At 59.1% G+C, this 20,644-nt stretch carries 16 protein-coding genes and 1 tRNA gene; 14 read left to right on the forward strand and 3 right to left on the reverse strand.

The annotated features are described in order from the left end of the window. The first annotated feature begins 42 nt into the window (after window positions 1-42). Complete coding sequence (locus AC0ZWN_RS11990; RefSeq protein WP_116254382.1) at window positions 43-1,266, forward strand: multifunctional CCA addition/repair protein; 1,224 nt, start codon at window positions 43-45, stop codon at window positions 1,264-1,266. A 91-nt stretch (window positions 1,267-1,357) separates the two neighbouring features. Here the strand turns inward: AC0ZWN_RS11990 and folK are convergent, their stop codons facing one another. Continuing rightward, on the reverse strand, window positions 1,358-1,873 hold the full coding sequence (folK, locus tag AC0ZWN_RS11995) for a 2-amino-4-hydroxy-6-hydroxymethyldihydropteridine diphosphokinase (protein ID WP_476335174.1): 516 nt from the start codon (window positions 1,871-1,873) through the stop codon (window positions 1,358-1,360). Then, the gene (gene folB / locus AC0ZWN_RS12000; protein ID WP_064390789.1) at window positions 1,864-2,220 is read right to left on the reverse strand and encodes a dihydroneopterin aldolase; all 357 of its coding nucleotides are present in this window, start codon (window positions 2,218-2,220) and stop codon (window positions 1,864-1,866) included. Before folB ends, folK begins: the two co-directional genes overlap by 10 nt. Window positions 2,221-2,294: 74 nt before the next feature. Between folB and plsY the strand changes: the two genes are divergently transcribed. Further along, window positions 2,295-2,864: a glycerol-3-phosphate 1-O-acyltransferase PlsY gene (plsY, locus tag AC0ZWN_RS12005; RefSeq protein WP_476335175.1), complete on the forward strand. Its 570-nt coding sequence runs from the start codon at window positions 2,295-2,297 to the stop codon at window positions 2,862-2,864. A gap of 23 nt (window positions 2,865-2,887) precedes the next feature. Here the strand turns inward: plsY and tsaD are convergent, their stop codons facing one another. Further along, a complete protein-coding gene (gene tsaD / locus AC0ZWN_RS12010) occupies window positions 2,888-3,913 on the reverse strand; it encodes a tRNA (adenosine(37)-N6)-threonylcarbamoyltransferase complex transferase subunit TsaD (protein WP_093441977.1) in 1,026 nt (341 codons plus the stop codon). 199 nt (window positions 3,914-4,112) lie between these two features. Here tsaD and rpsU point away from each other — a divergent pair, with 199 nt between their 5' ends. From rpsU to pqqB, 12 genes are all read left to right on the forward strand, one after another. Beyond that, window positions 4,113-4,328: a 30S ribosomal protein S21 gene (gene rpsU, locus AC0ZWN_RS12015; RefSeq protein ID WP_002551877.1), complete on the forward strand. Its 216-nt coding sequence runs from the start codon at window positions 4,113-4,115 to the stop codon at window positions 4,326-4,328. A gap of 485 nt (window positions 4,329-4,813) precedes the next feature. Continuing rightward, the gene (gene dnaG / locus AC0ZWN_RS12020; protein WP_093441982.1) at window positions 4,814-6,778 is read left to right on the forward strand and encodes a DNA primase; all 1,965 of its coding nucleotides are present in this window, start codon (window positions 4,814-4,816) and stop codon (window positions 6,776-6,778) included. Window positions 6,779-6,845: 67 nt separating this feature from the next. Then, window positions 6,846-8,690: an RNA polymerase sigma factor RpoD gene (gene rpoD, locus AC0ZWN_RS12025; RefSeq protein ID WP_093441990.1), complete on the forward strand. Its 1,845-nt coding sequence runs from the start codon at window positions 6,846-6,848 to the stop codon at window positions 8,688-8,690. Between the two features lie 126 nt (window positions 8,691-8,816). Continuing rightward, complete coding sequence (locus tag AC0ZWN_RS12030) at window positions 8,817-12,563, forward strand: bifunctional diguanylate cyclase/phosphodiesterase (protein ID WP_186619906.1); 3,747 nt, start codon at window positions 8,817-8,819, stop codon at window positions 12,561-12,563. 15 nt (window positions 12,564-12,578) lie between these two features. Further along, window positions 12,579-12,655: transfer RNA gene (locus AC0ZWN_RS12035), tRNA-Ile, on the forward strand. A gap of 216 nt (window positions 12,656-12,871) precedes the next feature. Beyond that, window positions 12,872-13,438, forward strand: coding sequence for a PBECR2 nuclease fold domain-containing protein (locus AC0ZWN_RS12040; RefSeq protein ID WP_476335178.1), 567 nt, complete (start codon window positions 12,872-12,874; stop codon window positions 13,436-13,438). A 296-nt stretch (window positions 13,439-13,734) separates the two neighbouring features. Beyond that, window positions 13,735-14,196, forward strand: coding sequence for an Lrp/AsnC family transcriptional regulator (locus tag AC0ZWN_RS12045; RefSeq protein WP_476335180.1), 462 nt, complete (start codon window positions 13,735-13,737; stop codon window positions 14,194-14,196). 205 nt (window positions 14,197-14,401) lie between these two features. Then, entirely contained in the window at window positions 14,402-16,084 is a 1,683-nt protein-coding gene (locus AC0ZWN_RS12050; RefSeq protein WP_095050305.1) for a flavin monoamine oxidase family protein, read from the forward strand. Between the two features lie 12 nt (window positions 16,085-16,096). After that, window positions 16,097-16,891, forward strand: coding sequence for a carbon-nitrogen hydrolase family protein (locus AC0ZWN_RS12055; protein WP_460089106.1), 795 nt, complete (start codon window positions 16,097-16,099; stop codon window positions 16,889-16,891). A gap of 38 nt (window positions 16,892-16,929) precedes the next feature. After that, on the forward strand, window positions 16,930-19,344 hold the full coding sequence (gene pqqF / locus AC0ZWN_RS12060) for a pyrroloquinoline quinone biosynthesis protein PqqF (RefSeq protein WP_476335182.1): 2,415 nt from the start codon (window positions 16,930-16,932) through the stop codon (window positions 19,342-19,344). Between the two features lie 156 nt (window positions 19,345-19,500). Beyond that, window positions 19,501-19,575 carry a pyrroloquinoline quinone precursor peptide PqqA gene (gene pqqA, locus AC0ZWN_RS12065; protein ID WP_003422658.1) on the forward strand — a complete coding sequence of 25 codons (75 nt, stop codon included), beginning with the start codon at window positions 19,501-19,503 and terminating at the stop codon, window positions 19,573-19,575. An 81-nt stretch (window positions 19,576-19,656) separates the two neighbouring features. Next, window positions 19,657-20,568: a pyrroloquinoline quinone biosynthesis protein PqqB gene (pqqB, locus tag AC0ZWN_RS12070; protein ID WP_108225161.1), complete on the forward strand. Its 912-nt coding sequence runs from the start codon at window positions 19,657-19,659 to the stop codon at window positions 20,566-20,568. Window positions 20,569-20,644 lie beyond the last annotated feature (76 nt).

Consider the following 20,644-nt stretch of genomic DNA (forward strand, 5'->3'; position numbering starts at 1 on the left):
TCTGACGCAAGGGTTATTCTGTCGGGCTAACGGAGGTTTTTTATGCAGATTTTCAAGGTTGGCGGTGCCGTACGTGATCGCTTGCTGGGCAAACCAGTCACCGACATCGATTGGGTCGTGGTCGGTGCCAGCACGGAAGAAATGCTCGCCCAGGGTTATCGCCCGGTTGGCGCGGATTTCCCCGTGTTTCTTCATCCCAAAAGCGGCGAGGAGTACGCCCTCGCCCGCACCGAACGCAAGAGCGGGCGCGGTTATGGCGGTTTCACTTTTCACGCCAGCCCCGAAGTGACGCTTGAGGAAGACCTGATTCGTCGCGACCTGACCATCAACGCCATGGCCGAGGACAATGAGCACAATCTGACCGATCCCTACCATGGCCAGCGCGATCTTGAAGCCCGGATTCTGCGCCACGTTTCTCCGGCGTTCGCCGAAGATCCACTCCGTGTATTGCGCGTTGCCCGCTTCGCAGCGCGTTATGCCGGGCTGGGTTTTACTGTCGCACCGGAGACGCTGGAATTGATGCGTCAGCTCAGCGAGTCCGGTGAGCTGGAGGCGTTGACCGCTGAACGTAGCTGGAAAGAAATCTCCCGGGCACTGATGGAAGATCAGCCGCAAGTGTTCATTCAGGTGCTGCGCGACTGCGGCGCACTGAAAGTACTGATGCCAGAAGTCGACGCGCTTTTCGGTGTGCCACAACCGGAAGCGCATCACCCGGAAATCGATACCGGCCTGCACACCCTCAGCGTCCTGGAGCAATCGGCGCGGCACAAACAACCGCTGACGGTTCGCTGGGCTTGCCTGCTGCACGATCTCGGCAAAGGCCTGACCCCGGAGGAAGAATGGCCGCGACACATCGCCCATGAGCACACGGGGTTGAAGCTGATCAAAGCGGTCAACGAACGCTTTAAGGCACCAAAGGATTGTCAGGAGCTGGCCTTGTTGGTCGGCAAGTACCACACCCACAGCCACCGGGCGCTGGAGTTGAAGGCCTCGACGCTGCTTGAGCTGTTGCAGAGCTTTGATGTGTATCGCCGACCGCAGCGGTTTGAAGAGTTTATCGCGGCATGCGAAATGGACGCCCGAGGCCGTAAAGGGCTGGAGCAGAGAAGTTATCCACAGGCGGATTATTTGCGCGGTGCAGCGAAGGCTGCGCGAGAGGTTGCGGTGCAGCCGTTACTGGAGAAGGGATTCAAGGGCCCGGAACTGGGCGAAGCGCTGAAACGTGAGCGACTGAAGGCGTTGAAGGCTTACAAAGAGAACGCCTGAAGCAAGATCAGAAGATCGCAGCCTGCGGCAGCTCCTACACGGGAATATGCGTTTCTCTGTAGGAGCTGCCGCAGGCTGCGATCTTTTGCTTTTAAAGATTCGACGGGGTTAACTGCTCACCTCGCCATTCGAACGGCACCGGCGCCAGCACCTGATCAATCTGCGCTTCAGCCCACAATGTCGCGAAGCTCTTTCCCACCCCCGGATGCACGCGATCCGGCGCAATCAGCGACAGCGGCCACAGCACAAAAGCATTTTTCAGAATCTCCGCGCGCGGCAGAACCAGTCCGTCGAAATTCCCCGCCAGATCACCATACAACAGCACGTCGATATCCAGCGGCAAGCCCTTGCGATCAGGCGCATAGCGACCGTTATCCGCCTCGATGAATTTCAAGCGTCGGTCCAGCTCCATCAACGGCAGATCGGTATACGCCGACACCACGAAGTTGAAGAACGGCCCGCTTTTGATCCCCACCGGTTGGCTCTCGAACACCGCCGAACAGCGGATATCCACCAGAAACGTCGCCAAAGCTTCAAGCCCTGCGCGCAAATGGGTATCGCGCTCGATATTACTACCGAGCCCGAGGTAGACCTGAGTCAGCGACATCCGCGCTCGATCTCCACACCCACGCCGCCCTTGGCAGCCGGAACGGCGCCGGGCTTGGTCAGCTTCAGGCGTACCCAAGTGATCTTGAATTCGCTCATCAGCACTTCAACCAGACGTTCGGCGAAGGTCTCGACCAGTTGAAACTGCGCTTGCTCGGCAAACGCCTGAATTCGCGTGGACACGCTGGCGTAGTCGAGCGCCAGGGTCAGGTCATCACCGGCCGCGGCCGGGCGATTGTCCCAGGCGAAGCTCAGATCAAGGCGCAGGCACTGGCGGATGCCGCGCTCCCAGTCGTAGGCACCAATCACGGTGTCGACTTCCAGGCCTTCGATAAACACTCTGTCCAAGCACTTCTCTCCGCTGCACGACAAGGGCGCAATGCGCCGTTAGAATCAGGGCGTCCTCGCCCGGAATAGTTAGCATGTTTTGGTTACTGGCGACTCTCGCCTACCTGCTCGGCTCGCTGTCCTTCGCCATTTTGCTCAGCCGCCTGACCGGAAACCCGGATCCGCGAATGAGTGGCTCGGGTAATGCCGGTGCCACCAACATGTTGCGCCTGGCCGGTCGCAAACTGGCGATCCTGACCCTGCTGGGTGATCTGTGCAAAGGCCTGGTGCCGGTGCTGATCGCTTCGACTGTCGGCCTTTCGCTGCAGGATCAGGCGTGGATCGGCGTGTGCGCCGTGATCGGTCACCTGTTCCCGCTGTACTTTCGCTTTCGTGGCGGCAAGGGTGTCGCCACTGCTGCCGGCATGCTGCTGGGCCTGTATCCGCCCGCCGCGCTGCTGGCAGTATGCGCCTGGTTACTGACGTTTTACCTGACCCGCACCAGCTCGCTCGCAGCACTGATCGCAACCCCCTTGACCCTGCCTTTGCTGGCCTGGCAGGAACCGGAAGCGCTGCTGCCGATGAGCGCGCTGACACTGCTGATCGTCTGGCGCCACCGCGGCAATCTACGCGACCTGTTTGCCGGGCGCGAACGGCATTTTTAAATACCGGCCATGAGCGCCACTCATCACAACGCCGACAATTGCTCCATCGGCCAGCGCGCCTGCACGCTGATCGCCAGACTTTCCTGCTGACCGGCCTGCAAACGCTGGCAACCGGCAAAGGCGATCATCGCGCCATTGTCGGTACAGAACTCCGGGCGTGCATAAAACACATCGCCCTTCATGTCGCCGAGCATCTTTTCCAGCGAAACACGCAACGCCTTATTGGCGCTGACGCCGCCCGCAATCACCAGACGCTTCATGCCGGCCTGCTTCAGGGCACGCTTGCACTTGATGGTCAAAGTCTCCACCACGGCCTGCTGGAACGCCAGCGCGATGTCGCAACGGGCTTGCTCGCTGTCGTCCCCGGCGTTGACGCACTGCTGCCAGGCGTTGAGCGCAGAGGTTTTCAGACCACTGAAGCTGAATTGCAGACCCGGGCGATCACACATCGGACGCGGGAAGGTAAAACGTCCTGCGACGCCCTTCTCGGCCAGCTTGGCGATTTCCGGCCCACCCGGATAATTGAGACCCATCATCTTCGCGGTTTTGTCGAATGCCTCACCGGCGGCATCATCCAGCGTCTCGCCGAGCAGACTGTATTGGCCGATGCCATCGACCTGAACCAGCTGCGTATGACCGCCGGAGACCAACAAAGCGACGAACGGGAATTCGGGCGGTTTCGGCTCCAGCATCGGCGCCAGCAAGTGGCCTTCCATGTGGTGCACGCCGAGCGCCGGAATGCCCCAGGCAAACGCCAGTGCCTGAGCGCAGGAAGCGCCGACCAGCAATGCGCCAACCAGGCCAGGACCCGCGGTATAGGCGATTGCATCGATCTCGGTCGGCACACAGTCAGCCTCGGCCAACACCTGACGGATCAAGGGCAGCATGCGTTTGACGTGGTCACGCGAGGCCAGCTCCGGCACCACGCCGCCATAAGCGCGGTGCAGGTCGATCTGGCTGAACAGTGCGTCGGCCAGCAGGCCGCGTTCGCTGTCATATAATGCGACGCCGGTTTCGTCGCAGGAGGTTTCTAATCCCAGTACTAGCATGGGTTTGCGCCTTGTTTAGGCTGAATTCGAAGGCGCGCATAATAGTCGCCGCGTGATGCCCCGACCAGCGGTTTTCGATCAGAGGCTTTGCATTCCGAGCGATGAGGGGTTAACATCCGCAACCCTTAAAAACCGACGTCTTCAAGTGCTCTTTTGCCGCGAGGATGTTGACCCCGGTAATGAATGAAGGTAGCTCTGGATGCCAGCCGTCAAAGTTAAAGAGAACGAACCCTTCGACGTAGCTCTGCGTCGTTTCAAGCGCTCCTGCGAAAAAGCCGGTGTACTGGCTGAAGTTCGTAGCCGCGAATTTTACGAGAAGCCAACTTCTGAGCGTAAGCGCAAAGCAGCAGCCGCTGTTAAGCGTCACGCCAAGAAAGTTCAGCGCGAACAGCGCCGCGCCGTTCGTCTGTACTAATACACAGACGTTCGTAGCAAGCTTCTTGCCTAAGCCCGGCTCTCAGCCGGGCTAATGGCATTTGCGTAAAACGCTTGATGCTTCACCGTCGAAGCCGCACATGCGACCGAGACAAATCTGCTTCACGCGTCAGACCTGGCTCTTTTGCCAGCGGTGCACGTCTTTTCTGACGAGCCTTTCAAGGCTACTGACGAGCACACCCACTGATTCCTCTTACGACGATCAGCCCAAGGCACCTGCATGCGTGCCCGCTTTATTGAGCGATCCGAGGCCCTGAACCGGCCGTCAGCGGATTCAGCGCAACACTTTCAAATAGTCGACGACTGATGAGTACTAACGTCAGTGGATTTTCGGCAGATACACTCCCCGACAGCGATTACGCAGACGACACCGGTCGAGCCGCACATTTTGCGTGCTTCAAACAATGACCCGCGTCCGGCAGCCTTTCGCATCGGACTTATTACAGCGCAGACGACGAGAACGCCATGGCCGGGCTGATTCCCCAGAGCTTCATTGACGACCTGCTGAACCGCACCGACATCGTCGATGTGGTCAGTTCGCGCGTGCAATTGAAGAAGGCCGGCAAGAACTACACCGCCTGTTGCCCGTTTCACAAAGAGAAAACGCCGTCTTTCAGCGTCAGCCCCGACAAGCAGTTCTATTACTGTTTCGGCTGTGGCGCCGGCGGCAATGCCCTCGGCTTTCTCATGGATCACGACAACCTGGATTTCCCCCAGGCTGTCGAAGATCTGGCCAAAGCCGCCGGCATGGAAATCCCCCGCGAAGAAAGCGGCCGCGAGCGCAAGCCACGGCAGCCGACCGATTCGCCGCTGTATCCACTGCTCACCGCCGCCGCCGACTTTTACCGGCAGGCGCTCAAGAGCCATCCGGCACGCAAAGCTGCAGTGGATTACCTCAAGGGACGCGGCCTGACTGGCGAGATCGCCCGGGATTTCGGCCTCGGTTTCGCGCCGCCGGGCTGGGACAATCTGTTCAAGCACTTGAGCAGCGATACATTGCAGCAGAAGGCCATGATCGACGCAGGCCTGCTGATCGAGAACGCCGAAACCGGCAAACGCTATGACCGCTTCCGCGATCGCGTAATGTTCCCGATCCGCGACACCCGCGGGCGGATCATCGCTTTCGGCGGCCGCGTGCTCGGCGACGACAAGCCGAAATACCTGAACTCACCGGAAACCCCGGTATTCCATAAAGGCCAGGAACTCTATGGCCTCTATGAAGCACGCAAGAACAACCGCAACCTCGACGAAATCATCGTCGTCGAAGGTTACATGGACGTCATCGCCCTCGCACAGCAGGGGCTGAAGAATGCCGTCGCGACGCTGGGCACCGCGACCAGCGAAGAACATTTGAAGCGCCTGTTCCGCGTCGTACCGAACGTGTTGTTCTGTTTCGACGGCGACCAGGCCGGCCGCAACGCCGCGTGGCGCGCCCTGGAAGCAACGCTTTCAAGCCTGCAAGACGGCCGCCGGGCGCGCTTTTTGTTTCTGCCCGAAGGCGAAGACCCGGATACCCTGGTGCGCGCCGAAGGCACTGACGCCTTCAAGGCCCGGATCAATCAGCACGCTCAGCCACTGGCGGATTATTTCTTCCAGCAACTGACCGAAGAAGCCGATCCGCGCTCGCTCGAAGGCAAGGCCCACATGGCCACCCTCGCCGCACCGCTGATCGACAAAGTGCCGGGCGCCAACCTGCGTATTCTGATGCGTCAGCGCCTGACCGAAATCACCGGCCTGAGCAGCGAAACCGTCAGTCAGCTGGCACAAAGCGCGCCACAGGAAGCCCCGCCCGCCTACGATCCGGGCATCGATTACGATGCGATGCCGGACTACAGCGACTACCATCAGCCGCAGGCACAGGACATGTATGTGCCGCAGCAGGAGTGGACGCCGAAAAAGCCCGGCGCTGGCGGCAAGAAGTGGGACAAAAAACCCTGGGACAAGAACGGCAAACGTGGCGGTGATCGCGATCAGCAGCGCCCGCGCACACCGATTGGCGTCGAGTCGCCAACCCTGACCGCCCTGCGCACACTGCTTCATCACCCACAATTGGCCAAGCGCGTCGAAGATGCCGGGCACATTGCGGACGAGAATCAGACCAACGCCCAGTTACTTGTGGCCCTGCTCGAAGCTGTACAGAAGAATCCCAAGCTAAACTCATTTCAGTTGATCGCGCGATGGCACGGCACTGAACAGGGACGCTTGCTCAAGGCTTTGGCAGAAAAGGAGTGGCTGATTGACGGCGATAACCTTGAACAACAGTTTTTCGACACCATTACTAGCTTGTCAGCCCGCCAACGCGAGCGAAATCTGGAACAGTTGCTCAGGAAAGCGCGTCAAAGCGAACTGAGCGTTGAAGAGAAAAACCAACTGCGCGACCTACTAAGTCGCAATGTTTCCGCATCAAACCCGACCTCAACTGGCGCGTGAGGTCATAGCTCAGGTATAATCCTCGGCTTGTTTTTTGCCCGCCAAGACCTTCAGTGGATAGGGTGTTATGTCCGGAAAAGCGCAACAGCAGTCTCGTATTATTGAGTTGATCAAACTGGGTCGTGAGCAGAAGTATCTGACTTACGCCGAGGTCAACGACCACCTGCCCGAGGATATTTCAGATCCTGAGCAGGTGGAAGACATCATCCGCATGATTAACGACATGGGGATCCCCGTACACGAGAGTGCTCCGGATGCGGACGCCCTTATGTTGGCCGACGCCGATACCGACGAGGCCGCTGCGGAAGAAGCAGCCGCTGCGTTGGCAGCGGTGGAGACCGATATCGGTCGCACCACTGACCCTGTGCGCATGTACATGCGTGAAATGGGTACGGTCGAGCTTCTGACTCGTGAAGGCGAAATCGAAATCGCCAAGCGTATCGAAGAGGGCATCCGTGAAGTGATGAGCGCAATCGCGCACTTCCCTGGCACGGTTGACCACATTCTCTCCGAGTACACCCGCGTCACCACCGAAGGTGGTCGCCTGTCCGACGTTCTGAGCGGTTATATCGACCCGGACGACGGCATTGCGCCGCCTGCCGAAGTGCCGCCGCCTGTCGAAGCTAAAGTGGCGAAAGCCGACGACGACACCGACGACGATGAAGCCGAATCTTCCGATGACGAAGAAGAAGCCGAAAGCGGTCCGGATCCGGTCATCGCTGCCCAGCGTTTCGGCGCCGTGGCTGACCAGATGGAAATCACCCGCAAGGCCCTGAAAAAGCACGGTCGCAACAACAAGGCAGCGATTGCCGAGTTGCTCGCACTGGCCGAGCTGTTCATGCCGATCAAACTGGTGCCGAAGCAATTCGAAGGCCTGGTCGAGCGTGTCCGCAGTGCCCTGGATCGTCTGCGTCAGCAAGAGCGCGCGATCATGCAACTGTGCGTACGTGATGCACGTATGCCACGCGCCGATTTCCTGCGTCAGTTCCCGAGCAACGAAGTCGACGAAAGCTGGTCCGACGCCCTGGCCAAAGGCAAGAGCAAATACGCCGAAGCCATTGGTCGCGTGCAACCGGACATCATTCGTTGCCAGCAGAAACTGATCGCGCTGGAAACCGAAACCGGTCTGACCATCGCAGAAATCAAGGACATCAACCGTCGCATGTCGATCGGTGAGGCCAAGGCCCGCCGCGCGAAGAAAGAGATGGTTGAAGCCAACTTGCGTCTGGTGATCTCGATCGCCAAGAAGTACACCAACCGTGGTCTGCAATTCCTCGATCTGATCCAGGAAGGCAACATCGGCTTGATGAAAGCGGTAGACAAGTTCGAATACCGTCGTGGTTACAAGTTCTCGACTTATGCCACCTGGTGGATCCGTCAAGCGATCACTCGCTCGATCGCCGACCAGGCCCGCACCATCCGTATTCCGGTGCACATGATCGAGACGATCAACAAGCTCAACCGTATTTCCCGGCAGATGCTGCAGGAAATGGGTCGCGAACCGACCCCGGAAGAGCTGGGCGAACGCATGGAAATGCCTGAGGACAAGATCCGCAAGGTATTGAAGATCGCTAAAGAGCCGATCTCCATGGAAACCCCGATCGGTGATGACGAAGACTCCCATCTGGGTGACTTCATCGAAGACTCGACCATGCAGTCGCCAATCGATGTCGCCACTGTTGAGAGCCTGAAAGAAGCGACTCGCGAAGTGCTGTCCGGCCTCACTGCCCGTGAAGCCAAAGTACTGCGCATGCGTTTCGGTATCGACATGAACACCGACCACACACTCGAAGAAGTGGGCAAACAGTTTGACGTAACGCGTGAGCGGATCCGTCAGATCGAAGCCAAGGCGCTGCGCAAGCTACGCCACCCGACGCGAAGCGAGCATCTGCGCTCCTTCCTCGACGAGTGATACCAGAACCCCCGGCCCAGGCCGGGGGTTTTGTTTATATGGCAGATTAAATCCTTCGCAACGCCCCTCCCCCGCGTACCCCGTCTACACTCGAAACAATCATCCCCGAGCCATAACGAGAGCGTTATGCCCAGATTGGCGTCCGTGCTTTTTTTGCTGTCACTGATGATCTGGACCGCAACGGCTGACGCGCTGACTCTGACCGATGAAGAACGTAGCTGGCTGGCGGCTCACCCGGACTTGCGCCTGGGTGTCGATGCGTCGTGGCCGCCCTTTGAGTTTCGCGACGATCAGAGCCGCTATCAGGGCCTGGCTGCCGACTATATCGACGTGATTCGCCAACGCTTGGCAATCAAATTGACGCCCATTGAACCGGTGAGCTGGACGGTGGTGCTCGAACAGGTCAAATCGGGCAAGATCGACCTCCTGCCCGGCATCATGTCCACCCCCGAGCGTCAGACCTACCTGTCGTTCACCCGCCCGTATCTTGATTTTCCGATCGTCATTCTCGCCCACATCGGCGGCGCGCAACCGCGCAAGCTCGACGACCTGTACGGTTTGAAGATCGCCGTGGTGGAAAACTACGCGCCCCACGAACTGCTGCGCACCCACCACCCCGATCTGAATCTGGTGGCCATGCCCAATGTCAGTTCGGCATTACAAGCGTTGGCGACCGACGAAGTGGACGCCGTCGTCGGCGACCTCGCGTCCAGCGTCTGGAGCCTGCGCCAGCTCAAGCTCGACGGTCTGTACGTCAGTGGCGAAACCCCATATCGCTACCAACTGGCGATGGCCGTGCCCCGCGATAACAAGATGCTGGTGGGGATTCTCGACAAAGTCCTTGCTGACATGAGCCCTGATGAAATCAGCAGCATTCAGGAGCACTGGGTCGGCAACGTCCTTGATCATCGGACATTCTGGTCGGACCTGCTGATCTACGGTTTACCGGGTCTGTTGCTGTTGGTGACGATTCTCGCCGTGGTGATCCGCATCAACCGCCGCCTGAGTTCGGAAATCGCCCGACGTATCGACCTCGAACAGGAACTGCGCAGCAGCGAATACCACTATCGTGGCCTGGTCGAGAGCCTGTCGGCCATCGCCTGGGAAGCGCGGATGAGCGACTTCACCTACAGCTATGTGTCGCCCCACGCCGAGGACCTGCTTGGCTATCCACAATCCCATTGGTTGATTCCCGGTTTCTGGCACAACATCATTCACCCGGCCGATCTGACCCGTACACAAAGTTACTGCAAAGAAGCGCTTCGCCAGGGTCGCGATCACATCGTCGACTATCGGGTGATAACCGCTGATGGCCGCTGCCTGTGGGTGCGCGACATCGTCAGCCTGATCGAGCATGGCCATGAGCCGGTGATGCGCGGCCTGATGATCGACATCAGCGAAATCAAGCGCACCGAAGAGGCGCTGCGACTCTCGGAGCAAAAGTTCGCCTCGGTGTTTCAGCAATGCCCGGACATTCTGGTGATTGCACGGCTGTCCGATGGCTGCCTGTTGGAGGTCAACGAAGCGTTTGAAGAACAGATCGGACTGAAAGCCGAAGAAGTGCTGGGCCAAACGGCGACCGAGCTGAATATCTGGGGGATTCCCGGCGTCGGTCCCGGATTGCTGCAGCGCCTGCAGGCAGGCAGCATTCGTAATCTGGAGATGCCGTTTCGCCGCAACAATGGCCAACTGTTTACCGGCCTGATTTCCGCCGAGCCGTTTGATCTGGACACTACACCCGCGCTTGTCGTCGTAGTACGAGACATTACCCAACTCAAGGAAACCCAACAGCAACTGCAAACCTCCGAAGAGAAATTTGCCAAAGCCTTCCATGCTTCGCCGGACGGTTTGCTGCTGTCACGCCAGAGCGACGGCCTGCTGCTGGAGGTCAACGAAGGATTCAGCCGTATCACCGGTTTCAATAGCGCCATGTCGGTGGATCGCTCGGCACTGGATCTGGGAATCTGGGTCAACCTCAACGAACGCAAACAGATGCTCGATCTGTTGCATCGCGACGGCTTCGTCCGTGACTTCACCTGCCATATCCGCCGCAGTGACGGGCAGATCCGCCTCTGTGAAGTATCTAGCCGTCCGCTGCCGATTGGCGAAGATGACTGCATGCTGACCATCGCCCGCGACATTACCGAGCGGCATCTGATGCAGGAAAAACTGCAGCAGGCCGCCACCGTGTTCGAAAGTACCGCTGAAGGCGTATTGATCACCGACACCCAACAACACATCAGTGCGGTCAATCGCGCTTTCACCGAAATCACCGGCTACAGCGAAAGCGAAGCGCTCGGGCATACGCCGCGCCTGCTCGCCTCCGGCCTGCATGACAGCGCGTTCTACGCGGCAATGTGGCACCAGTTGACCGACGAAGGTCACTGGCAAGGCGAGATCTCCAACCGACGCAAGAACGGCGAGCTATACCCCAGCTGGCTGACCATCAGTGCTGTGCGCAATCGCGACAAGTTCATTACCCACTTTGTTGCGGTGTTTGCCGACATCTCCAGCCTCAAACATGCACAAGCCAAACTCGACTATCAGGCGCATCACGACCCGCTTACCGGCCTGCCGAACCGCACGCTGTTCGAAAACCGCTTGCTGATGGCACTGAACAGCCAGCAGGAAAACGGCAGTCAGGGCGCCGTGCTGTTTCTCGATCTCGACCGCTTCAAACACATCAATGACAGTCTCGGCCACCCGGTCGGCGACCTGCTGCTCAAGGGCATCGCCGTGCGCCTGAAGGAGCAATTGCGAGACATCGATACCGTGGCGCGTCTGGGCGGTGACGAATTCATCATTCTGTTACCCGGCCTGCAACAGGCCAGCGACGCCGACAACATCGCCACCAAACTGCTCAACTGCTTCGGTGCGCCATTCCAGGCCGGTGAGCATGAGTTCTTCATCAGTGCCAGCATCGGCACCAGCCTCTATCCTCGAGACGGTTGCGACGTCGCCACGCTGGTGAAAAACGCCGACGCGGCGATGTACCGCTCCAAGGCCAAGGGCCGCAACCGCGTCGAGAGCTACACCCGCGACCTCACCGCCCAGGCCAGCGAGCGCATTGCGCTTGAGCATGAACTGCGTCGGGCCATTGAACGTGATGAACTGTTTCTCTACTACCAACCAAAAATCAGCCTCGACGATCATCGTCTGGTCGGTGCCGAAGCGCTGATCCGCTGGCGTCACCCGACCTTCGGCGACGTGCCACCAGAACACTTCATTCCGCTGGCCGAAGAGAACGGCATGATCCTGCAGATTGGTGACTGGGTGCTCGAGACGGCGTGCCGGCAAATGTTCGAATGGAGTCAGGTCTACGACAGCCTCGGCCCGCTGTCGGTGAACCTCGCCGGTGCGCAATTGCGTCAGCCGAATCTGCTCGGACGCATCGAACAGCTGCTCAACGACAACCGCCTGCAACCGGATTTACTGCAACTGGAAATTACCGAGAACTTCATCATGAGTCAGGCCGAAGAGGCGTTGGCGGTGTTACACCAGCTCAAACACCTCGGCGTTCAATTGGCGATTGATGACTTCGGCACCGGATATTCTTCGCTCAGTTACCTCAAACGGCTGCCGCTGGACATCCTCAAAATCGACCAGTCGTTTGTCCGCGGACTGCCCGATGACCCCCACGATGCGGCCATCGTCCGGGCGATCATTGCACTGGGCCGGAGCATGCAATTCACGGTTATCGCCGAAGGTGTGGAAACCCAGGCACAACAACAATTTCTCGCCGCCGAAGGCTGTGAACAGATCCAGGGCTACATCGTCAGCCTGCCGCTGCCGCCGGAAGAATTCGCAGCAACGTTTCTTCGTGTAACCGTATCGGATTTTTCGGATAGCACAGCCGAGAAACCGTCGCTATAATCCGCGACCTACTGAGGGCCTATAGCTCAGTTGGTTAGAGCAGAGGACTCATAATCCTTTGGTCCACGGTTCAAGTCCGTGTGGGCCCACCAAATTGAAAGCCGCGCTAAATGCGCGGCTTTTTCTTGGGCGATGGATTAGGGTTCGACGTCTTGGCGAGCGCAATGTACGAAGGGCATTGTTAGGAATACAACCGCAAGATCTGTAGGAATGTTCCCAAACTAGGTTTTCTCCCCTCTCCGCGCGTTGTTGACCGTTTCTCCAGACGAGTAATCTCCGGACGCCTCCGCCCGTCCAGGATCGATTTCATGCTCGTGAATGCTGCGCCACTGATAAAGGAAGCAGCCGACCAGCAAACCTGGATCGACCTCGCCTTACCCGATCTCAGAACCTTATCGAGAGAACTTCGGTCAGCCGCAATAGAAGAGGTAAAAAGGGCTGAGGACGCAGAAGGCGCGCTCAAAATCCTCTCGGATCACTTTGGGTTTGTCGACGAGTCATTATTGGCCGTTACCATCCTCACGCCCATCGGGAACGTCGCGGTCCTGAGAGACAAACTGGCCCACATCGTCGAGAAACGTCCAGATTCCCGAGAACGTTATGTTCGACATGCCTTAGATACGCTGACGGGACCTTTTGAAGTATGGAAAGTTCTCTACGATAACGGCGGATACCGAATGGCATTCATAAACGCCTACGAGGCAAAAAACGACATGCTTGTCGTGGTCGATGTGCGCAACGGGCATGTCCTCTGGAACTTCATGCACGCTCCCGCCAGAGCGATGAACAAACACCGCCAAGGCGAGCTTTTGTACAAGCGGTACATTCTTGAAGACAAAGAAAAGGGCAGCCATTTGGCTGCCCTTAATATTTGAATCCTGATATTTGCATCCTCAGGAAATGGGATGAAGAGGTCTCACCTTACACCGATGTTGCAGCATCGCTGAGGTACCTACGTCCACTAATGCCCTGCAAGGCAGCGGATTTCGCGCTCTTGCTGGCATTCTTGATAAATAGGCCAACCAAGTCAAATCAAATATCCGATGTATTGTTTCAGCGCAACGATGGCATCGATTCTTGGGTGAACAATTCAAACATCGCCTGCAAGCGTGTTGCTGACAGTGTCTGTAACATGCGTACTCACCGCCCCCACACCCATGGAGCCGCCCCCTTGCCCGACACCCGCACGCCCGTGCTTGATGAAATCGACCGTCAGCTGATCGCCGCCCTGCAGATCAATGCCCGTGAAAGCGTAGCCATGCTCGCGCGGCAATTGGGCATCGCGCGCACCACTGTGACGTCGCGTCTGGCGCGGCTGGAAAAAGCCAAAGTGATCACCGGTTATGGCGTGCGCCTGGGTCAGCGCGTGGTCGATGGCGGATTGCAGGCCTATGTCGGGATCAAGGTGCAGCCGCGTTCCGGCAAAGAGGTGGTGCGCCGGTTGAGTGCGATGGCGCAGGTGCAACAACTGTGTGCAGTGAGTGGCGAGTTTGATTATGTGGCGTGGTTGCGCACCGATTCGCCGGAGCAGCTGGACCAGTTGCTGGATCAGATCGGGAGTGTAGATGGGGTCGAGAAGACCACGACTTCGATCATCTTGAGCAGCAAGATTGATCGGGGGCAGCCGGTTTGAAGTGTGCTGGTGTATGGGCCTCATCGCGGGCAAGCCCGCTCCCACAGTGATCGAAGTGAAGCCATGAATCGTCACTTTGATCAAAAGAATGTCAAAACGACGACACTTTGCGTCTTATTAACGTGTTCTACGCTCCCTAGAATGGCAGGCATCTTTTCCTAGACTCAGACGCGCATCCTGCGTCGGGTCGCCAGCAAGGTCAGCCATGAACAAGAACAATCGCCATCCTGCAGACGGTAAGAAACCAGTCACCATTTTCGGCCCGGACTTTCCGTTCGCGTTCGACGACTGGATCGAGCACCCGGCCGGTCTCGGCACCATTCCTGAACATCATCATGGCGCTGAAGTGGCGATCGTCGGCGCTGGCATCGCCGGCCTGGTAGCGGCTTACGAGCTGATGAAGCTCGGCCTGAAACCGGTGGTCTACGAGGCTTCGAAGCTCGGCGGACGTCTGCGCTCGCAAGCGTTCAACGGCACTGACGGCATCGTCGCGGAACTGGGTGGCATGCGTTTTCCGGTGTCCTCCACCGCGTTCTATCACTACGTCGACAAGCTCGGCCTGGAAACCAAACCTTTCCCGAACCCGCTGACGCCGGCCTCCGGCAGCACCGTGATCGACCTGGAAGGCAAAACCCATTACGCACAAAAGCTGGCGGATCTTCCTGCACTGTTTCAGGAAGTGGCTGACGCCTGGGCGGACGCACTGGAAGCCGGCTCGCAGTTCGCCGATATCCAGCAAGCCATCCGCGATCGCGATGTGCCGCGCCTGAAAGAACTTTGGAATACCCTGGTGCCGTTGTGGGACGACCGCACGTTCTACGACTTCGTCGCCACCTCCGAAGCCTTCGCCAAACTGTCGTTCCATCACCGCGAAGTGTTCGGGCAGGTCGGTTTCGGCACCGGCGGCTGGGATTCCGACTTCCCCAACTCGATGCTGGAAATCTTCCGCGTGGTGATGACCAACTGCGACGATCACCAGCACCTGGTGGTCGGTGGCGTCGAGCAAGTACCACAAGGCATCTGGCGGCATGTGCCGGAGCGTTGCGTGCACTGGCCGGAAGGCACCAGCCTGAAATCCCTGCACCGTGGTGCGCCACGCTCGGGGGTGAAGAAAATCGCTCACGCGGCCGATGGCCGTTTCGCGGTCACCGACAATAATGGCGACACTCGCGAATACGCCGCAGTGCTGACCACTTGCCAGAGCTGGCTGCTGACCACCCAGATCGAATGCGACGAAACCCTGTTCTCGCAGAAGATGTGGATGGCCCTCGACCGCACCCGCTATATGCAATCGTCGAAGACTTTCGTGATGGTCGACCGGCCATTCTGGAAAGACAAAGACCCGGAAACCGGCCGCGACCTGATGAGCATGACCCTCACCGATCGCCTGACCCGCGGCACTTATCTGTTCGACAACGGCGACGACAAACCGGGGGTGATCTGCCTGTCGTACTCGTGGATGAGCGACGCCTTGAAGATGCTTCCGCACCCGGTGGAAAAACGCGTTGAGCTGGCGTTGAACGCGCTGAAAAAGATCTACCCGAAAGTCGACATCGCCGCGCGCATCATCGGCGATCCGATCACCGTGTCGTGGGAAGCCGACCCTTACTTTCTCGGTGCGTTCAAGGGCGCCCTGCCCGGCCACTATCGCTACAACCAGCGCATGTACGCGCACTTCATGCAGGACGAGATGCCCGCCGAGCAGCGCGGGATTTTCATCGCTGGCGACGATGTGTCGTGGACACCGGCGTGGGTTGAAGGCGCAGTGCAGACATCGCTCAACGCGGTGTGGGGGATCATGAAGCATTTCGGCGGTTCGACACATAAAGCGAACCCGGGCCCGGGTGATGTGTTCAAAGACATCGGCCCTATCGCCCTGCCCGAGTAAGAGGAATCCCTGATGCGTGTAGCCCTTTACCAATGTCCACCGCTGCCCCTGGACCCCGCCGCCAACCTGCAACGCTTGCATCAAGTGGCGATGGAGGCCAAAGGCGCCGATCTGCTGGTGCTGCCGGAGATGTTCATGACCGGCTACAACATTGGCGCCGAAGCGGTCAGCACCCTGGCCGAGGTCTACAACGGGGAATGGGCGCAACAGATCGGCCGCATTGCCAAGTCGGCCGGTTTGGCGATTCTCTACGGTTACCCCGAGCGCACGGCGGACGGGCAGATCTACAACGCCGTGCAGTTGATAGACGCCAACGGTGAGCGCCTGTGCAATTACCGCAAGACGCACCTGTTCGGTGACCTTGATCGCTCGATGTTCAGCCCCGGTGAAGGCGATTTTCCGGTGGTTGAACTGAACGGTTGGAAACTCGGTTTCCTGATCTGCTACGACCTGGAATTCCCGGAAAACGCCCGACGCCTGGCCCTCGACGGCGCCGAGCTGATTCTGGTGCCGACGGCGAACATGATTCCGTTCGATTTTATCGCCGATGTCTCCGTACGTGCCCGCGCCTTCGAAAACCAATGCTACGTGGCCTACGCCAACTACTGCGGCCATGAAGGCGATATCCATTATTGCGGGCAAAGCAGCATCGCCGCGCCTGACGGCAGCCGTATTGCTCAGGCCGGTCTGGACGAAGCGTTGATCGTCGGCGAACTGGATCGGCAGTTGATGGTCGATTCCCGCGCGGCCAATCGCTACCTCAGCGACCGCCGCCCGGAGCTTTACGGCGCGCTGAACAAGCGCTAATCCGCTAGCATGGGCACTTCACTGTTCTGGAAGTGCCCATGCCTGCGCCGACTCACCCCCGCCCCCACACCGAAACCCTGGCCAACGGCTTGCGCGTGACCCTGCGTCATGTGCCAGGCCTCAAGCGCAGTGCCGCTGCCCTGCGGGTGGCTGCCGGTAGTCATGACGTGCCATTGGCGTGGCCGGGGCTGGCGCATTTCCTCGAGCATTTGCTGTTTCTCGGCACTGAGCGTTTTCCGGCGGACGAAGGGTTGATGGCCTACGTGCAGCGCCACGGTGGCCAAGTGAATGCCAGCACTGGCGAACGCACCACTGACTTTTTCTTTGAGCTGCCGACGCGCTCGTTCAGCAAGGGGTTGGAGCGTCTGTCAGACATGCTCGCCAAGCCGCGTATGAATCTGGACGATCAGTTGCGGGAACGAGAAGTGTTGCAGGCGGAATTTGTCGCCTGGTCGCAAGATCCTGCGGCTCAGCAGCAGTTTGCGTTGTATGAGGGTTTACCGGCAGAGCATCCGTTGCGCGGATTTCATGCGGGGAATCGGGATAGCCTGAAAGTGGAATTGCCAGCGTTTCAACAAGCGTTGAAGGATTTCCACCAGCAGTTCTATCGCACCGGACAAATGAGCTTGAGCCTGGTGGGGCCGCAGAGCCTTGAAGAGCTGCGTGCACTGGCCGAGCAGTTCGCAGCGGCTTTGCCGGCTGGGGATAAAATTGCGCAGGCTGCGCCCCTGCAACTGGCGGTGAAAAGTTATCAACAGGCCGCTGAGCGACGCGCCAATCTGTTGTTTGCGTTCGATGATTTGCCGGAGACTTCCGCCGAGGCAATGGCATTCCTCTGCCACTGGCTGAACAGTGCCAAGCCCGGTGGGTTGCTGGCGCATCTGCTGGAACAGAATCTGGCGGATGATCTGAAAGCCGCACCACTGTACTGCTTTGCCGGGCAAGCCCTGCTGCATCTGGCATTCATCGCACTAGCCGAATCGATGAACGCCATTAGCGAACGCGCGAAGGATTGGCTGAGCTTCTTCGCGCAACAGGATTGGACGCCGCTGCGGGCGGAATACACGGCCCTGGTTCAGCGCCAGCAACAAGTCAGCGGCGCGCTGCAACTGGCACGACTCGACAGCGAGCGACAAGAGAGTGGTCTGTCCGACAGCGGCATCAGCGCCCTCAAACATCTGCTCCATGAAATCGGTGTTGTGGATAACTTCAGCGCTCACTGGCGATTACCCGCTGCCAATCCATTTCTGCGCGCCAGCGAACCGCTCGCCAATGCGGGCCTGATTCGCGGCCAGACCAGCGCCCACCGTGGCCTTCGTACATTTGCTCAGGATCGCTCGCGCGGCCGTCGCGAACGCTCGCCGATGCAGTTCAGCCAGGTCTTGCCGGACAGCGGCGATGAAGGCGCGATTTATCTGCGTTGGCAGGTTGAGTCTGCCGCCAGCCCTGATCTGCACTCGAGATTGCAACGCAGTCTCCGGCAAACTCAGCAAGACGCGCGCGAGGCTGGAGTCGAGTTGTCTTTCAGCACCACAGGGCATCAATGGTTGCTCAAGCTCAACGGCCTGCAGGAGCCAATGCCCAGCGTCCTGGAGCATGCGCTGAAATGTCTGACGCAAGTTGACGCCGATTCGTTGCGTAGTGAGGCGGAAACGCCGCTGATCCCCATTCGCCAGTTGCTGAAAGCGCTGCCGGAACAGGCGCTGGAATCAGCTGAAACCGGCGACGACGCCCAACAACTGTGGACAACTTCGCATTGGGACGGCCTCGCGTTGGGACTGAGCCAACAGACCCAGTCCGCCATGGGCCTGGCCCTGAGCCGGGTTCCCGGCATCCCGGACAACCATCTGGCAGCGCCGGCGGCAATCACCGCGCAAAAACACTGGCGCCATGTCGATACCGCCTCCAGCGAACACGCCGTGCTGTTGTTCTGCCCCGCCGCCAGCCGCGACATCGTCGAGGACGCCGCGTGGCGACTGTTGGCGCACGTGTGCCAGACGCCGTTCTACCAGCGCCTGCGCGTCGAATTGCAATTGGGCTATGCGGTGTTCAGTGCGCTTCGTCAGATGAATGGCCAAACCGCCCTGCTGTTTGGCGTGCAATCCCCGAGCGCCAGACCTGCGGAGTTGCTCGAGCACATTCAACAGTTCCTCAAAGGTATGCCCGCGCTGATCGAACAGTTTGATGAGGCCAGCCTCAACCAGCAGCGGCATAACCTCGCGGATCAATTCGACGCAGCCAATCTATCCAGCAAAGACGCTGCTGAGCTGCTCTGGCAGGCCAGACTCGCAGGCCACTCGTCGGATTATCTTGGGCAATTGCTCGCCGCCATTGGCCAACTCGATCGCCAGGCGTTGTTTAACGCAGCACAGCGCTTGATCAACGCCGAAGGCGGCTGGCTCTGTCTCGCCAGCGACCCCGCGCCCGGTAACCCATGGCAAACGACAAATTGATCATTACCGAGGCTGCAAGGAGCTTTCTCGAATATTCACGGGCAAACCCGGTGAAATTTTGAGTAACATAGCCGCCTAACTATTTGGAACATCTTTGCGCTGCCGTGGACTATACCTATGGACAGCGCTATCCCACCCAACCTGAGGAGACACCCTATGTCCTGGACAAAACCGGCTTACACCGACCTGCGTATCGGCTTCGAAGTCACCATGTACTTCGCCAGCCGCTGAGTTCTGCTTACGTAGAATTGCAGTGCAACGCCTCGGCTCGCCGGGGCGTTTTATTTTCCGCGTAGAAATGATGGAGCGTTCATGTTCGTCCAGATTCTGGGTTCGGCCGCCGGTGGCGGTTTTCCGCAGTGGAACTGCAACTGCGTCAACTGCGCAGGTTTTCGCGACGGCAGCCTGAATGCCAAGGCCCGCACCCAATCGTCCATCGCGATTTCCGATGACGGCGTGAACTGGGTGCTGTGCAACGCCTCACCGGACATCCGCGCGCAGCTGCAAAGCTTCGCCCCGATGCAACCGGGCCGCGCCCTGCGTGACACCGGCATCAGCGCGATCATCCTGATGGACAGCCAGATCGACCACACTACCGGCCTGCTCAGCCTGCGCGAAGGCTGTCCGCATCAGGTCTGGTGCACGGACATGGTTCACGAAGACCTCAGCACCGGTTTCCCGTTGTTCAAGATGCTCACCCATTGGAACGGCGGGCTGGACTGGAACCGCATCGAACTCGACCAGAGTTTCACCGTGGCGGCGTGCCCGAACCTGCGTTTCACCCCGCTGCCCCTGCGCAGCGCGGCGCCGCCGTACTCGCCGCACCGCTTCGATCCGCACCCGGGCGACAACATCGGTTTGATCGTTGAAGACCTGAACACCGGCGGCAAATTGTTCTACGCGCCGGGCCTGGGCAAGGTCGATGCGCCGTTGCTGGAGATCATGGCCGGCAGCGATTGCCTGCTGGTGGACGGCACGATGTGGGATGACGATGAAATGCAGCGCCGTGGCGTCGGCACCCGCACCGGTCGCGAGATGGGCCATCTGGCGCAGAACGGCCCTGGCGGCATGCTCGAAGTGCTGGAGCAGTTGCCTGAGCAGCGCAAAGTGCTTATCCACATCAACAACACCAATCCGATTCTCGACGAAGATTCGCCGGAGCGTGCCGAGTTGGCCCGGCGTAATGTTGAAGTGGCGTTCGATGGCATGAGTATTGTGCTGTAGCCACCGGCCTCTTCGCGAGCAAGCTCGCTCCCACATTGGTTCTGTGGCGTTCACAAAGCCTGTGGGAGCGAGCTTG

This window comes from Pseudomonas sp. 3B-A001-10F (assembly GCF_056313565.1).